At 72.7% G+C, this 13,873-nt stretch carries 16 protein-coding genes and 2 riboswitches; of the genes, 9 read left to right on the top strand and 7 right to left on the bottom strand.

What is annotated here, in order from left to right; translation table 11 throughout:
- Positions 1–534 precede the first annotated feature (534 nt).
- From D3272_RS14825 to D3272_RS14815, 3 genes are all read left to right on the top strand, one after another.
- Positions 535–1,371, top strand: coding sequence for a pyruvate, water dikinase regulatory protein (locus D3272_RS14825; RefSeq protein WP_129219984.1), 837 nt, complete (start codon positions 535–537; stop codon positions 1,369–1,371).
- 86 nt (positions 1,372–1,457) lie between these two features.
- Entirely contained in the window at positions 1,458–2,330 is an 873-nt protein-coding gene (locus D3272_RS14820) for a class I SAM-dependent methyltransferase (RefSeq protein ID WP_245496585.1), read from the top strand.
- A gap of 75 nt (positions 2,331–2,405) precedes the next feature.
- Positions 2,406–2,504, top strand: a riboswitch (glycine riboswitch).
- Between the two features lies 1 nt (position 2,505).
- Positions 2,506–2,606: riboswitch (glycine riboswitch) on the top strand.
- Between the two features lie 68 nt (positions 2,607–2,674).
- Positions 2,675–3,949, top strand: a complete 1,275-nt coding sequence (locus D3272_RS14815; protein WP_129219983.1) for a D-amino acid dehydrogenase — start codon at positions 2,675–2,677, stop codon at positions 3,947–3,949.
- 40 nt (positions 3,950–3,989) lie between these two features.
- On the opposite strand, the gene D3272_RS14810 is transcribed toward D3272_RS14815, so the two are convergent.
- Entirely contained in the window at positions 3,990–4,886 is an 897-nt protein-coding gene (locus tag D3272_RS14810) for a sugar phosphate isomerase/epimerase family protein (protein ID WP_129219982.1), read from the bottom strand.
- Between the two features lie 81 nt (positions 4,887–4,967).
- Positions 4,968–5,378: an acyl-CoA thioesterase gene (locus tag D3272_RS14805; protein WP_129219981.1), complete on the bottom strand. Its 411-nt coding sequence runs from the start codon at positions 5,376–5,378 to the stop codon at positions 4,968–4,970.
- Positions 5,379–5,743: 365 nt separating this feature from the next.
- Here D3272_RS14805 and D3272_RS14800 point away from each other — a divergent pair, with 365 nt between their 5' ends.
- From D3272_RS14800 to D3272_RS14785, 4 genes are all read left to right on the top strand, one after another.
- Entirely contained in the window at positions 5,744–6,151 is a 408-nt protein-coding gene (locus D3272_RS14800; RefSeq protein WP_129219980.1) for a hypothetical protein, read from the top strand.
- A 6-nt stretch (positions 6,152–6,157) separates the two neighbouring features.
- Positions 6,158–6,553: a VOC family protein gene (locus D3272_RS14795; RefSeq protein WP_129219979.1), complete on the top strand. Its 396-nt coding sequence runs from the start codon at positions 6,158–6,160 to the stop codon at positions 6,551–6,553.
- 71 nt (positions 6,554–6,624) lie between these two features.
- Positions 6,625–6,861 (top strand): hypothetical protein, encoded by a 237-nt coding sequence (locus D3272_RS14790; RefSeq protein WP_129219978.1) that lies wholly within the window; start codon positions 6,625–6,627, stop codon positions 6,859–6,861.
- A 43-nt stretch (positions 6,862–6,904) separates the two neighbouring features.
- Positions 6,905–8,506 (top strand): OpgD/OpgG family glucan biosynthesis protein, encoded by a 1,602-nt coding sequence (locus D3272_RS14785; RefSeq protein WP_129219977.1) that lies wholly within the window; start codon positions 6,905–6,907, stop codon positions 8,504–8,506.
- A gap of 245 nt (positions 8,507–8,751) precedes the next feature.
- Here D3272_RS14785 and D3272_RS14780 read toward each other — a convergent pair whose 3' ends face one another.
- The 3 genes from D3272_RS14780 to D3272_RS14770 all read right to left on the bottom strand — a co-directional run bounded on the left by D3272_RS14780 (position 8,752) and on the right by D3272_RS14770 (position 10,755).
- The gene (locus tag D3272_RS14780) at positions 8,752–8,955 is read right to left on the bottom strand and encodes a hypothetical protein (RefSeq protein WP_129219976.1); all 204 of its coding nucleotides are present in this window, start codon (positions 8,953–8,955) and stop codon (positions 8,752–8,754) included.
- A gap of 100 nt (positions 8,956–9,055) precedes the next feature.
- Positions 9,056–9,835, bottom strand: a complete 780-nt coding sequence (locus D3272_RS14775) for a pseudouridine synthase (protein ID WP_129219975.1) — start codon at positions 9,833–9,835, stop codon at positions 9,056–9,058.
- 2 nt (positions 9,836–9,837) lie between these two features.
- Positions 9,838–10,755, bottom strand: coding sequence for a class I SAM-dependent methyltransferase (locus tag D3272_RS14770; RefSeq protein WP_342634185.1), 918 nt, complete (start codon positions 10,753–10,755; stop codon positions 9,838–9,840).
- A 191-nt stretch (positions 10,756–10,946) separates the two neighbouring features.
- Between D3272_RS14770 and D3272_RS14765 the strand changes: the two genes are divergently transcribed.
- Together D3272_RS14765 and D3272_RS14760 are read left to right on the top strand one after the other, a co-directional pair.
- Positions 10,947–11,627: a response regulator transcription factor gene (locus D3272_RS14765; protein WP_129219973.1), complete on the top strand. Its 681-nt coding sequence runs from the start codon at positions 10,947–10,949 to the stop codon at positions 11,625–11,627.
- Entirely contained in the window at positions 11,624–13,051 is a 1,428-nt protein-coding gene (locus tag D3272_RS14760; RefSeq protein WP_129219972.1) for a sensor histidine kinase, read from the top strand. Before D3272_RS14765 ends, D3272_RS14760 begins: the two co-directional genes overlap by 4 nt.
- Before the next feature lie 15 nt (positions 13,052–13,066).
- On the opposite strand, the gene D3272_RS14755 is transcribed toward D3272_RS14760, so the two are convergent.
- Together D3272_RS14755 and D3272_RS14750 are read right to left on the bottom strand one after the other, a co-directional pair.
- Positions 13,067–13,600, bottom strand: coding sequence for a disulfide bond formation protein B (locus tag D3272_RS14755; RefSeq protein WP_245496584.1), 534 nt, complete (start codon positions 13,598–13,600; stop codon positions 13,067–13,069).
- The gene (locus D3272_RS14750; RefSeq protein WP_129219971.1) at positions 13,597–13,815 is read right to left on the bottom strand and encodes a hypothetical protein; all 219 of its coding nucleotides are present in this window, start codon (positions 13,813–13,815) and stop codon (positions 13,597–13,599) included. Before D3272_RS14750 ends, D3272_RS14755 begins: the two co-directional genes overlap by 4 nt.
- Positions 13,816–13,873 lie beyond the last annotated feature (58 nt).

Here is a 13,873-nt window from a genome sequence, read left to right as displayed (position 1 = left end):
AAGAATCCTTTTAGAATCTTAGATTTGCTGAGTCTGCTTGGGGGCCGGATTACCGTCATCCCGGGGTGGACACAACATGTCCCACGGACGCGCCCCGTCATCGGGAGTCAAGCCCGTCCCCGTCCACAGGCGGGATGGGCCGGGATTCTCCCGTGGGACGAGGGACTTGGGCCAGGCTCCACGCAGAACGCGCCGCGGCTTGTCCCCGCAATCCCCCCTCTCGACAGGCAGCCCCGCCGCGGGGCTGTCCCGGGATCTCGCTGTGGGTCGAATCCGGCCTCATCCACAGGGTCGGCGGGCGGGGCCCGATCCGTCCTCCCCCGTCCACAGGACGGCACTCGGGGCCGGGACAACGGGCTCCGGCGCGGATTCCGGCAGCACAGCCATGCACTTGCAGGAGCCGTCGCCGCCAGGACACCGGGGGGACGGGCCCTGCGGGTTCGCGCCATGGAGCGGGGCGGCGAGGCGGCGAGGCCGCCCCGGCGTGAACCGTGCTACCTCAGGGGCTCGACCACGCATCGATCGGACGCCCGCATGGGACGGCACTATTTCCACCTGCACCTGATCTCGGATTCCACCGGCGAGACGCTGATCGCGGCGAGCCGCGCCGTGGCGGCGCAGTACCAGGAGGTGTCGTCCATCGAGCACGTCTACCCGCTCGTGCGCTCGCGGGCGCAGCTCGACCGCGCCATCGCCGAGATCGAGGCCGCCCCCGGCATCGTGCTGTTCACGCTCGTCGACCAGGAGCTCAGCCACCGCCTCGAGGAGGCCTGCCGCGAATCCGGCTCGCCCTGCCTGTCGGTGCTGCAGCCGATCGTGTCGCTGTTCGGCTCCTACCTCGGCACCGCCTCGACGCCGCGCCCGGGCGCCCAGCACGTGCTCAATGCCGATTACTTCAAGCGCATCGACGCGCTGAACTACACGATGATGCACGACGACGGGCAGACGGTCGAAGGCTACGAGGGGGCCGACGTGCTGCTGCTGGGCGTCAGCCGCACCTCCAAGACGCCGACCAGCATCTATCTCGCCAACCGCGGCGTGCGCACCGCCAACATCCCGCTGGTGCCCGGCGTGCCCCTGGCGCCCGGCATCGAGAACCTCAAGAACCCGCTCGTCGTCGGGCTGCTGGCCTCGCCCGAGCGCATCGTGCAGATCCGCCAGAACCGCCTGCTGTCGCTCAACGCCGGCGACCGCGTGACGCCCTATGTCGACCGCGTGGCGGTGGCCGAGGAGATCGCCAGCGCGCGGCGGCTCTTCGCCCAGCACGGGTGGCCCACGATCGACGTGACGCGTCGCTCCATCGAGGAGACGGCGGCCGCCATCATCGACCTGCACAAGGTGCACCGCATGAAGTTCATCACCCAGGCCTGAGGCCCGGCCGCACCGCCGGGGTCCGGCTTCGGCATGGCCGCCCCGCGGTGGCGCGCGTTGTCGGCAGGATGAGATCCGGCTAAGTCGTGGCCGATCCCGGTGGCGTCGACGCCATCGCTCTGCCCCGCGGTGCCCCCTTGATCTCGCTTTCACCCGTTTCGATCGCCGCCGTGCGAGGCTTCGGCCGGCCGCCGGCCGCCGCCCCGGTCGCCGCCTATGCGGCGCTGGTGCCGCTCTTCGCCGCGGCCCTGCCGTCCTGCGCGGCGCTGCTCGCCGCCGCCGAAACCTACGCCTACGACATCGCCCGCATCGCCCGCGCAAGCCCGGACCTCGTCGGCGAGCGCCCGGCGCGTTTCACCCAGGAATGGTTTCCGCGCCTCGACGCCGTCGCCGCCTACACGCTCGTGCGCCAGGCCCGGCCGGCCCGCATCCTCGAGATCGGCTGCGGGCACTCGTCCCGCTTCATGGCCCAGGCGATCGTCGACGGCGGCCTTTCGACCGCCATGACCTGCGTCGACCCGCGGCCGCGCGCGCCCTTGGCGGGGCTGCCGGTCCGCCACGCGCAGCGCCCCTTCGGCGAGGCCGACGTCGCGGCCGCCGCGGCCTTCGCGCCGGGCGACATCGTCTTCGTCGATTCCAGCCACGTCGTGGTGCCGGGCAACGAGGTGGACCGCCTGCTGCTCGACGTCCTGCCCCGCCTGCCGGCCGGCGTGCTGGTGCATTTCCACGACATCTTCCTGCCCTTCGGCTACCCGGACGCATGGGAAACGCGCCGCTACAACGAGCAGACCGCCGTCGGTGCGCTGCTGGGCGGGGGCGGCTACGAGATCGTCTTTGCCAGCCGCTACGTCGCCACCGCGACGGACCTCATCGCCGACACGCTAGTGGCGGACCTGCCCCTCGCCGGCGGCGCGCCCGAGGCGAGCCTGTGGCTGCGCAAGCGCGCCGGGCGGCGCTGACGCGGCCGATCGGGTCGCCCCGGCCCTCGCCTCTGTTGCGGAACGCCGCGCGAACTGCCATGGTGGCGTCGCTCGCCAAGCGCTGCGGGAGAGACCTCGGACCGGTGACGGATTCGGGGCGCCGACGGAGCAACCGCCCCGGAAACTCTCAGGCAAAAGGACCACGGCGCGAGAGCACTCTGGAGAGAGGCACGGGGTCCGTCCTATCGTGCCCGCCGAAGGGGAAGCCGTCCGGGAATCCGGGTGGGCAATCTCTCAGGTACCCGTGACAGAGAGGGGTCAGGACCGAGGGCCGCACTGCGGCTCGGATCTTGCACCGCCACGCTGTCCCGAGGTGTCACCCCATGCATCACATCGCCGTCATCGGCGCCGGCATCACCGGCATCACCACCGCCTATTCGCTGCTCGACCGCGGCTTCGCCGTGACGGTCTTCGACCGGCAGCGCTATGCCGCCATGGAAACCTCCTTCGCCAACGGCGGCCAGCTTTCCGCCAGCAATGCCGAAGTGTGGAACTCCTGGCCGACGGTGTTCAAGGGCCTGAAGTGGCTGGCGAAGCGCGACGCGCCGCTCAGCCTCAACCTCCGCCCCTCCTGGCACAAATATTCCTGGCTGGCCGAATTCGTCGCCAACATCCCGCGTTACGAGGCCAACACGGTCGCCACCACCAAGCTCGCCATCGCGGCCCGCCAGCGCCTGTTCGAGATCGCGGGGCGCGAGACCATCGACTTCGACCTCGAGCGGCGCGGCATCCTGCACGTCTACCGCAACAAGGCCGGCTACGACCACGCCGCCCACGTCAACGGGCTGCTGCGCCAGGGCGGCCTCGACCGCCGCAGCGTCACGCCGGCCGAGATGAAGGCGATCGAGCCGGCCCTGCACGGCACCTATCACGGCGGCTTCTTCACCGAATCCGACTCGACCGGCGACATCCACCGCTTCACCCGCGGCCTCGCGGCGGCCTGCCTGCGGCGCGGCGCCAAGTTCGTCTACGATGCCGACGTGACGGCGGTGGAGCCCTCCGCCGCCGGCGACGCGGCCGAGGGCTACGCGGTGCGCTGGTCCCCGGCCCACATGCATGGCACGGCGCCCGGCGCGCCCGAGTCCATGCCGGTCGACGGCGTCGTGATCTGTGCCGGCCTCGCCAGCCGCAAGCTGGCCCAGGGCCTCGGCGACCGGGTCAACATCTATCCCGTGAAGGGCTATTCCATCACGGTCGACCTGCAGGGCGAGAGCCGCCGCGCCGCCCCCTGGGTGAGCCTGCTCGACGACGAGACCAAGATCGTGTCGAGCCGCCTCGGCCAGGATCGGTTCCGCGTGGCCGGCACGGCCGAGTTCAACGGCGAGAACCGCGACATCCGGGCCGACCGCGTGAAGCCGCTGATCGATTGGACCCGCCAGCTCTTCCCGGCTGTCGACACCAGCAAGGTCGTGCCCTGGGCCGGCCTGCGCCCCATGCTGCCCGACATGCTGCCGCGCGTCGGCCGCGGCAAGCGCCCCGGCGTCTTCTACAACACCGGCCACGGCCACCTCGGCTGGACGCTGTCGGCCGCGACGGCCGAGCTCGTCGCCGAGGAGGTGGGGCACGCGGGCACGGGCGCGGTGCGCCACGCCGCCTGACGGCGGCGCGAACCTTGGCGGCCCGAACCCCGCCCCCGGGTCAGCCGATCCGGGCCGCGATCTCGCGGGCCCGGCCCAGGCATGCCGCGTGTTCGGCGCGGTAGCGGGCGCCGATCTCCATCATGAGGACCGTGCCGGGCAGCACCGCGAGATCGGCCGCGATGGCGTCCCACGGGATGTCGCCCCAGCCGAGCGGCAGGTGGAGGTCGCCGAGCCCGAGCGCGGTGCGCTCCGCCGGATAGTAGAAGGGCGTCGCGCCTTCGGGCTGGCCGAAGCTGTCGTGGACGTGGAGGTGCCCCGCCACCGGCGCCATGGCGCGCAGTTCGGCGCGGACATCGAGGCCGCGGTGGGTCGCCTCGATCCAGGCGTGGCTGATGTCGATCAGCGCCACCACGTGGGGGTGGTCGAGCTGCCGCACCGCCGCGGCGACCTCGGAGGGCGTGCGGCGGAACTGGCCGGGCGCGGTGGTGAAGATGTTCTCGAGGGCGACGCGCACCCCGTGCCGCCCCGCGGCATCGCCCACCGTCCGCAGCGCGTCGCATTCCCGCGCCTCGGCGCCGGCGCGGTCTCCAGGCTGGCCGGCGTCGACGCAGCCGCTGTGCTGCACGAGAATGCGGGCGCCGATGGCGCCGCAAACCTCCACCATGGCGAGCGCGGCCCGCACCTGGCGGTCCTGCGTGGCGGGGTCCATGAAGTTCGACGCCACGAGCCCGTGCACCGTGTAGGTGAAAGGGAAGGCGCGGGTCAGCCGTTCGAGTTCCGCCAGGGGGCGCGCCAGCACGCGGCCGCCGGCCACGAGGTCGAGCGAGGAGGCGGCGATCTCGATGGCGTCGACGCCGAGGTCGGCATGGGCCCGCAGGGCCGGCTCGAGGCCGGCGACGCTGCCGTCCTCCGACTGGATGCTGAAGCCGACGGCGGAGATGCGAGGCGCGGTCATGATGGGCTCCGGGGCAGGGGAGGGTCGGTTGCCCCCTCGCCTATCGCGCCAGCGTGACGGTCCGCTGACGCGGCCCGGCCGTCACGCCTCCTTGGGGATCTCGCGCGGGCGCCGGTCGTCGCCGATGGCGACGAAGGTGAAGGTCGCGCCCGTGACGCGGCCTGCCTCCTCGGCATCGCGCGAGCGGCGCCAGGCTTCGACCCGGATCACCATCGAGGTCCGGCCGACCCGGTCGATCGTCGCGTAGAAGCTCACCTCGTCGCCGACCAGCACGGGCTGGTGGAACGTCATCTTGTCGACCGCCACGGTGGCGCAGCGTCCGCGCGCCCGGCGCGCGGCCGCATTGCCGGCCGCGAGGTCCATCTGGGCCATCAGCCAGCCGCCGAAGATGTCGCCGGCCGGGTTGGTATCGGCCGGCATGGCGATGGCGCGCAGGTGGGGCGGGTGGTCGGGCAGGCGGGACGGCGGTGCGGCGGGGTCCATGGGTGTCATCCGGGGTCGGAGGTCGGGTCGGCGCGGCGGGGCCGGAGCCTTCATGCAGCGAGCGTGCCGACCCATCCCGGCAGATCCGACGGGCTGTCAAGCCGGCGGAAGCGCGAGCCGGTTCGTCGACCCCGGACGCCGCGGAACGCAATGGCCGGTTCAGGACTTTCCAAGTTTCGATCACCGCCACCGCGCGAGGAAGACCGCCATGGCCCGCACGCTCTGGACCGCCGCCCTCGTCCTGGGCTTCGTCTTGGCCATGTCGATGACGCGCCGCCGCGCGCAGTGAGGCCCCGGGACCCGAAGCGCGTTTCGGCCGTTGTGGCAACGGCGAAGCCCAGGCCGGCTTCGCCACCGTCCCCGAGGAGCGTCCCATGAAGCGCGGCACACCCATCGATCGTATCCGCAACGCCAGGGGCGGGAGCGTCGGGGCCGAAACGATGGGGGGCTTCGGCCGTCAGGTCGGCAGCGCCTACGACCAGGCCGCAGCCTCGGCCGAGCAGGCCTACGAGGAAGCGCAGCACGCCTACCACGATGCCCTCGAGAGTGCCGAACACGCCTATGCCGACGCGCGATCGGCCGCCGAGGATGCCTACGAGGAGGCGCGGCGCCAGGCCGACGCCCTGGTGGAGCAGGGCTCCCACCTGTACGACGAGGCCCTGCGCCGCAGCCGCGCCTACCGCGAGACGGCGGCCCGCTTCACGGGCGACAACAAGGCTCTGGCGCTCCTGATGGCCGGCGGCGTCGGCTTCGTGCTGGCCCTCGCCTTCCGGCGCCGCTGACGGTCCATGCTCGACCACGTCTCCCTCACGGTGTCGGACTTCGCGGCCGCGGAGCGTTTCTATGACGCCGTGATGCAGGCGCTCGGCGTGCCCAAGGTCGGTCGCGACACCGACGAGGGCTGGCTCGGGTACGGCGACCGCTGCTCGGCGGCCCATCCGGCCCGCAGCTACCTGTCGGTGCGCCGCGGGGCGTCGCCCGAGCCCGCGCATGGCCGGCACCTCTGCTTCAAGGTGCCCACCCGCGCCGCCGTCCGGGCCTTCTGGTCGGCCGGTCTGGCGCAGGGCGGGGCCGACGAGGGCGCCCCGGGCCTGCGTCCCCGATACCACCCCGCCTATTACGCGGCGTTCCTGGCGGACCCGTCCGGCAACCGGATCGAGGCCGTCTGCCATGCCGATGGATGACGGGCTCCGCCTTGCACCCGTCGGTCACCTGCTATAGGTCCGCCCCAGCGGGCAGACCTCCGGAGACGACCTTGGCGCAGGCGCGAACGATCAACTGGGGCAACTTCACCACCATCGTGTCGGTGTGCATCCTCGTCGGCACCGAACTGGTCGGCATGTCCTGGGCGGCCGGTTGGGCGCTCGGCGGCCTCTTCGGCCTCGCGCCCGCCGTCGCCCGCACCGTCGAGATCGTGTTCGGCCTGTCAGGCTTCGTGGCGCTGTATTACTTCATGCGCGCCGCCATCAAGGTCGAGCCGCTGACGCATTGAGCGGCCTCGGCGCCCCTCCTTCTCCTTTCCAGAGCCCGCGATCATGACCGACTTCGACCGTCGCTCGCTGTTGACGGCCCTCGCGGCCGCGTCGGCTTTCGGGCTGCTGCCCACGGGCGTCACGCCCGCCGCCGCCCAGACGGCCGCGGGCGCCGGGGCGCTGAAGCTCCAGGATCCCAAGCCCTTCTCCTTCGACATCCTCAAGGAGCAGGCCCGCAGCCTCGCGGCCCAGCCCTATGCGGCCCCGATGCTGCCGGCGAACGACATCGTCAAGCAGCTCAACTACGAGGAATGGGGCCGGGTCACCTTCAACACCGATGCGGCCGTCTTCGCCGAGGGCCCGGGCGAGTTCCCCGTCACGTTCTTCCACCTCGGCATGTTCTTCGCCAAATCGGTCGACATGCTGGTGGTGAAGGACGGCACGTCGCGCGAGATCGTCTACGACCAGGCGATGTTCAACATCCCCGCCGACAGCCCGGCCCGCAAGCTGCCCAAGGGCATCGGCTTCGCGGGCTTCCGGGTGCAGGAGCCGCGCAACGGCAAGGTGGACTGGCACAAGAACGATTGGGCCGCCTTCCTCGGCGCCTCCTACTTCCGCGCCATCGGCGAACTCTACCAGTACGGCCAGTCGGCCCGCGGCATCGCCATCGACACGGCCGTGGCGGACCGGCCCGAGGAATTCCCCGACTTCACCAAGTTCTACATCGAGACGCCGACCGGCGACGGCGACACGCTGACCGTCTACGCGCTGCTCGACGGCCCCTCCGTCACGGGCGCCTACAAGTTCCTGATGACCCGCGCCAAGGGCGTCACGATCGAGATCGACCACACGCTCCACCTCCGCAAGGACGTGGCCCGGCTCGGCATCGCGCCGCTCACCACCATGTACTGGTATTCCGAGACCGCCAAGCCGACGGCGATCGACTGGCGTCCCGAGGTTCACGATTCCGACGGGCTGTCGCTCTGGACCGGGACGGGCGAGCGGCTGTGGCGGGCGCTGAACAACCCGGACCGCACCACGGCCTCGGCCTTCTCGGACGTGTCGCCGAAGGGCTTCGGCACCATGCAGCGCGATCGGGTCTTCGATCATTACGTCGACGGCGTGTATTACGACAGGCGGCCCAGCGTCTGGGTCGAGCCCCGGGGCGACTGGGGCCATGGCGCCGTCCAGCTCATCGAGATCCCGACCGACGACGAGATCCACGACAACGTGGTGGCCATGTGGGTGCCGGCCGAGCCGGCCAAGGCCGGCAACGCCTATAGCTTCACGTACAAGCAATATTGGCTGGCCGCCGAACCCTTCCCCCCGGCGCTCGCCAAGGTGGTGGCGACGCGCCTCGGCCGCGGCGGCCAGCCCGGCCAGCCGCGCCCGCCGGGCGTGCGCAAGTTCATGATCGAGTTCCTCGGCGGGCCGCTGGCGTCCTTGCCCTTCGGCGTGTCACCCGACCACGTCGTGACGGCGTCGCGCGGCACGATCGGTCCCTACAAGATCACCGAGGCCGTGGCGGACGGCGTGCCGGGCCATTGGATGACGTCGTTCGACCTTGCGGTCGACGGGACCGATCCTGTGGAGCTGCGGCTCTACCTCAAGAGCGGCGACCAGACGTTGAGCGAGACCTGGCTGTTCCAGTACCACCCGTTCTGACCTCGGCGGCGGCCGGCACCGCCGGCCCGCCCACGGTCGATGGATCTTGAGGCGGCATCCCCGGCCGGGACGGGCCACGGCGACCCGAGGGGGCCGCTGCGGCTCGCCTTCGACGGCGGACGGCCTCTCGATGTCGGACTGGCCCGTGGCGGCACGGCCCGACACCGGCTGACCCAAGACTCCAAGTGCCCGCCCGTCGTTCCCATGACGTTTCACGCGATCGGGTTGCTGCCCCCGATCGCGGCCTAATGCTTCTTGTATTCGTGTTCGAGGCGCCGGGCGACCTCCCGGGCGACGCTGCACCAGTGACCGTGGCCGTCGACCTCGCGGGACGCCGTCGCACCGAGCCGCGCCATGCCATAGGCACCGCGGCCATGCGCCTCGATCAGGCGGTCGGCGTCACGCATCACCGCCGGCCAGAGCAGGCGGCGCCACAGCCTGTCGAGCATGGAGGTCCACCTGGGTTGCAGTTCCGTCCAGATACGCCTTGCCCTTCCCCTGCGCCACGCGCGGAACCGCACTGTGGCACCATGTCGTCCCCATCATAGGTTACGCCCGGGGCTCCTCCGGTGCCGGCGTGCCACCTCCGGTCTTGGCCTGCGGGGCCAGGACGGCGGCGAGGGCGTCGCCCGACAGGATGCGCCATTGCCCGGGCGCGAGGTCGTCCGGGAGGTCGTAGCCGCCCACCCGGTCCCGGTGCAGCGCCAGGACGCGGTTGCCGAGCGCGGCGAACATGCGGCGCACCTGATGATAGCGCCCCTCGACGATCGTCACCACCGCCTCCGTCGGTCCGTCCAGCCTCAGGTCGGCCGGCAGCAGCGGCCTGTCCTCCCCGTTGAGCACGAGGGTGCCGGAGGCCAGGATGGCGCCGGCATCGGCCCGCAGCGGCTCCGCCAGCGTCGCCCGGTAGCGCTTGGGCGCCTGGTGGCGCGGCGAGATGATCCGGTGCAGCAGGGCGCCGTCGTCGGTGAGGATGAGGAGGCCGGACGTGTCCTTGTCGAGCCGGCCGGCGCTCGACAGCGGCGGGTCGCGTCGCCGCCAGCGCGGCGGCAGCAGGTCGTAGACCAGGGGACCCGCCTCGTCGTGCGAACAGGTGGTCCCCAGCGGCTTGTGCATCGCCAGGGCGAGGCCGGGCAGGGGGTCGAGCGCGTCGCCCTCGACCCTCAGCCGCGTCGCGAGCGCGTCGGCGAGCGGCACCTTGGTGTCGGCCGCCCGCAGGGGGGCGCCGTCGAGCAGGACGTGGCCACCCCGGCACAGGGCGGCGATCTCGCGCCGCGAACCATAGCCGAGGTTGCCCAGCAGCCTGTCGATCCGCACCATGCCCGCCATGGTCAGCGATGGGCCTCGAAGACCTTGAAGCCGCGGGCCTCGGCCCGGAGTTCGACCCGGGCGAAGAGCGGCTTCAGCGCGCCCTCGTAAGGCAGGTGCCGGTTGGCCGTCAGCCAGAGCGCGCCGCCGCGCCGCAGCGCCTTGGCGGCGGTGGCGACGAAGCCCTGCCCGAGGGCCTGGTCTTCGGAGCCCGCCAGGTGGAAGGGCGGGTTCATCACGACGAAGTCGAGGTTGGCGAGGCCGCCCGGGCCCGTGCGCAGGTCGGCCCAGCGGACCTCCGCCCGGGGGTCGTCGACGTTGCGCCGGGCCGCCTCGACGGCGCGCCGGTCGATGTCGATCAGCGTCACGCCCTTCACCTTGGGGGCCTTGAGCACCGCATGGGCCAGCACCCCGACGCCGCAGCCGAAATCGGCGCCGCGGCCCGCCAGGGCCGGCAGCGTCTCGATCAGCAGGGCCGTGCCGGGGTCGAGCCGGTCCCAGGAGAAGATGCCGGGCTGCGACCACAGCCCGAGCGCCTCGACGAGGCGCGGCGCCCCCGCCGCCACCGCATCCTCGATGCCCTCGAGCGCCGCGGGCCGAAGCCCGGTGCAGACGCGGTGATGGCGCTTGCCGGTGTCGTCGACGCCGCAGCCGAAGGCCGCGAGCTCGTCGCCCAGGCGTGAGCCGCCCTTGTCCTTGGGAGCCACGATGGTGAAGGGGGCGCCGGGCGCGAGGGCCCGCAGGCCGAGCGCCATCGCGTGGCGCCGCTCCACCGTGCCGGGGGGCGCCACCATCACCAGGGCGCCGAGCGCGCCCTCCGGCAGCCCGTCGAGCGCTTCCGCTCCCGGCACCAGCGGCGACAGCTGGACGCTGTCCGCCACGTCGAGCTTCAATCCGTCGATCGGGTTGCCGTATAGGCCCTTGCGTTGCGCCGCGTCCACGCCGTCTCCTGTCCGTCTCCGGGCGATATAGGCTGGCGGCGCGCCGAAAGCCAAGGCGCCGCAAGGAGGGCGGGCCGAAAGCCAAGGCGCCGCAAGGCCGGCGGGCCGAAACCCAAGGTGCCGCGCTAGCGGCGTGCCTTGCATCCGCCACGACCGCAATGGTCTATGACGCATCGAACGGGAAGGATGCCATGCTGAGGGTGCTGGTCATCGAGGATGACGGCGAGACCGCGGCGGAGATCGTCGAGGACTTTTCCGCCGCGGGCTTCGCCGTCACGCTCGAGACCGACGGCCCCGCCGGCCTCGCCCGCGCCCAGGCGGAACCCTTCGACGTCGTGACGCTCGACCGGATGCTGCCCGGTCTCGATGGCCTGGCGCTGCTCGACCGGCTCCGCGCCGCGGGCGTCTCCACGCCGGTGCTGGTGCTGAGCGCGCTGTCGTCGGTCGACGAGCGCATCCGCGGCCTGCGCGCCGGGGGGGACGACTACCTGTCCAAGCCCTTCTTCGCCGCGGAGCTGCGCGCCCGCGTGGAGGTGCTGGCGCGGCGTCCGTCCGACCGGGACATTACGGTGCTGCGCTTCGCCGACCTGCAGCTCGACCTGATCGGCCGGGCGGCGCGGCGCGGGGAGCGGCTGCTCGACCTGTACCCGCGCGAGTTCAAGCTTCTCGAGTTCCTGGTCCGCCACGCCGAGCAGGTGGTGACGCGCGCCATGCTGTTCGAACAGGTGTGGGGCTACCGCTTCGACCCCGGCACCAACCTCGTCGACGTCCACCTCGGCAAGCTGCGCCGCAAGGTGGACGGCCCGGGCGAGCCGGCGCTGATCCACACCGTGCGGGGCACCGGCTTCGTGCTGCGCGCGCCGGGGCCGTGACGGCGGGGCCCACCCTCGCCCGCCGTCCGCCGCCGCGGCTGCGCCGGCTCCGGCTGTTCCAGACGACGGCCTTCCGCTGGACCATGGGCTCCGCCGCCATCGTCGGCATCGGCATCGCCGCCATGGGGGCCTTCTTCTACTGGCAGACCGTGGGCTATTTCACCGGCCGCCTCGATGCCGGGCTGCTGCTGGAGGCGCGCTCGCTCCGCATGGAATCGCGGCGCGTGCTCATCCTGCGGCTGGAAAAGTCGCTGACCGTCGATCCCCAGGGCAACAAGGCCTATGGGCTGTTCGGGCCGGACGGCGCACGCCTCGCCGGCGACGTGGACGGGCTCCCGGCGACGCTGCCGCCCGAGGACCAGCCGGCCCCCGTCACGGTGAACTGGTCGCGGCACGGCGCGCCCGAGAGTGTCGACGTCCGTGCCGTGGCGCTGCCCCTGGCGGACGGCGCCGTGCTGTTCCTCGGCCGCAGCGCCGGCGACCTCCACGAGATCGACGCCATCGTCAAGCGCGCCATCGGCCTCGCCGCGCTCCCGGCGGCGCTGCTGGCCCTGGCGGGCGGCGCCGTCATCAGCCTGGGGACGCTGCGCCGGGTCGACGCCGTGTGGCGCGCCTGCAGCCTCATCATGGAGGGGGAGTTCCACCGCCGCCTGCCGGCCGGGCGCCGTCACGACGAGTTCGACCGCCTGTCCGAGATGGTCAACGGCATGCTGGACGAGATCGAGCGTCTCGTCGACGAGGTGAAGGGGGCGGGGGACGCCATCGCCCACGACCTTCGGACGCCGCTGACGCGCCTGCGTGTGCGCCTCGAACGCGCGCTCGATCCCGGCGCCCGCCACGCTCCCGTGTCCGAGGTGCTGGCCAAGTCGGTGGCCGACGTGGACCAGCTCCTCGCCACCGTCACGGCCGTGCTGCGCCTCGCCGAGGTGGAGCACGGCCGGCGGCAGGGCGGCTTCCGCGCCGTCGCGCTCGGCGACGTGATCGAAGCGGTCGCGGAGCTCTACGCGCCCGTGGCGGAGGAAAAGGAGATCGGCTTCGCGCTCGACCGGGGCGGGCCCGCCGTCCTGCTCCACGGGGACGGCGACCTCGTCTTCGAGGCCGTGGCCAACCTCGTCGACAACGCCATCAAATACACGCCGCGGGGCGGCCGGGTCGGGCTCGCCCTGGAGGCGGAGCGCGGCGGCGCGGTCGTGCGGGTGTGGGACACCGGGCCGGGCATCCCGCCGGACGCCTCCGAGGCCGTGATGCGCCGCTTCTACCGCCTCGACCCCAGCCGGCACCTGCCCGGCACGGGCCTCGGGCTCAGCCTCGTCGCCGCCATCGCCCGCCTGCACGGCTTCGCGTTGGAGATCGGCAGCCGCCCGGGCGGCGGCTGCGACGTGCGGCTGCGCTGCTGGACGGCGGGTGCGGTGGAGGCCTCCTGAGCCTCGGGCGCGGCGTCACAGCGCCACCGTGATGAGGTTGATGGCGCAGAGCGCCGCCGCGTAGAGCCCCGCCCAGCCGGCGGCACGGGCCGGGCCGGGGTGGCGCGGGCCGGGCCGCCAGACCGCCTCGCCAAAGGCGACCAGCACGCCGGCGAAGCCCGCCAGCACCGCCACGGCGACCAGCACCGACCACACCGGCATGTGCAGGCCCAGCACGGCGCTGCCGACGTAGCTGTGGCCGGGGCGCGGGCAGATGTCGAGCAGCACCTGGCGCACCGACACGACCAGCAGGAACAGGGCCGAGGCGAAGCCGAGCCCGATGGCGCGGACCGAGGGACCGCGGCGCAGGTGGAGCACGATGCCGACGCAGATCCCGAACATGCCGATGCGCTCCAGCAGGCACAGGGGGCAGGGCTTCTCGCCATAGGCGATCTCCATCACGAGGGCCGCCGTCAGCACCCCGGCCAGCGCCACCACCATGGCGAGGAGCGCGAGATCGGCCAGCCGGGCCGCGAGGCCGGCCGCGTCCGCCGCCGCCGGGCCCCTCACGCGACCGCGTCCCGGCCTGCCGCACCGCCCGTCCCCTCGCCCCGGGTCGACAGCCACGGCATGGCGAACCCGTCCTCGCGGCTGTGGATCTCGAACAGGAACAGCCCCGCCGACAGGACCAGGCCGGCGAGCAGCGCCGCGGCGCCGAGCCGGCGCAGCCCCAGGGCGGCGGCGGCCAGCGCCGCCGTCATGGCGGCGAAGATCAGGATCATCACGGCGCGTCTCCTCCCGGGGCGGAAGGTCCCATCGCTCGGACCGGCGTGCGTCGGGCTG

It is taken from the genome of Lichenibacterium ramalinae (assembly GCF_004137085.1).
GTDB lineage: Bacteria > Pseudomonadota > Alphaproteobacteria > Rhizobiales > Beijerinckiaceae > Lichenihabitans > Lichenihabitans ramalinae.
The sequence above is the reverse complement of the archived record's forward strand: the minus strand, read 5'-3'. Positions and strand labels throughout refer to the sequence as shown.

What these genes read in the sequence shown, in the direction of transcription:
- D3272_RS14825 (WP_129219984.1), top strand. Translation starts at nt 535, where the DNA reads ATGGGACGGCACTATTTCCACCTGCACCTGATCTCGGATTCCACCGGC.
- D3272_RS14815 (WP_129219983.1), top strand. Translation starts at nt 2,675, where the DNA reads ATGCATCACATCGCCGTCATCGGCGCCGGCATCACCGGCATCACCACC.
- D3272_RS14810 (WP_129219982.1), bottom strand. Translation starts at nt 4,886, where the DNA reads ATGACCGCGCCTCGCATCTCCGCCGTCGGCTTCAGCATCCAGTCGGAG.
- D3272_RS14805 (WP_129219981.1), bottom strand. Translation starts at nt 5,378, where the DNA reads ATGACACCCATGGACCCCGCCGCACCGCCGTCCCGCCTGCCCGACCAC.
- D3272_RS14800 (WP_129219980.1), top strand. Translation starts at nt 5,744, where the DNA reads ATGAAGCGCGGCACACCCATCGATCGTATCCGCAACGCCAGGGGCGGG.
- D3272_RS14795 (WP_129219979.1), top strand. Translation starts at nt 6,158, where the DNA reads ATGCTCGACCACGTCTCCCTCACGGTGTCGGACTTCGCGGCCGCGGAG.
- D3272_RS14785 (WP_129219977.1), top strand. Translation starts at nt 6,905, where the DNA reads ATGACCGACTTCGACCGTCGCTCGCTGTTGACGGCCCTCGCGGCCGCG.
- D3272_RS14780 (WP_129219976.1), bottom strand. Translation starts at nt 8,955, where the DNA reads ATGCTCGACAGGCTGTGGCGCCGCCTGCTCTGGCCGGCGGTGATGCGT.
- D3272_RS14775 (WP_129219975.1), bottom strand. Translation starts at nt 9,835, where the DNA reads ATGGCGGGCATGGTGCGGATCGACAGGCTGCTGGGCAACCTCGGCTAT.
- D3272_RS14765 (WP_129219973.1), top strand. Translation starts at nt 10,947, where the DNA reads ATGCTGAGGGTGCTGGTCATCGAGGATGACGGCGAGACCGCGGCGGAG.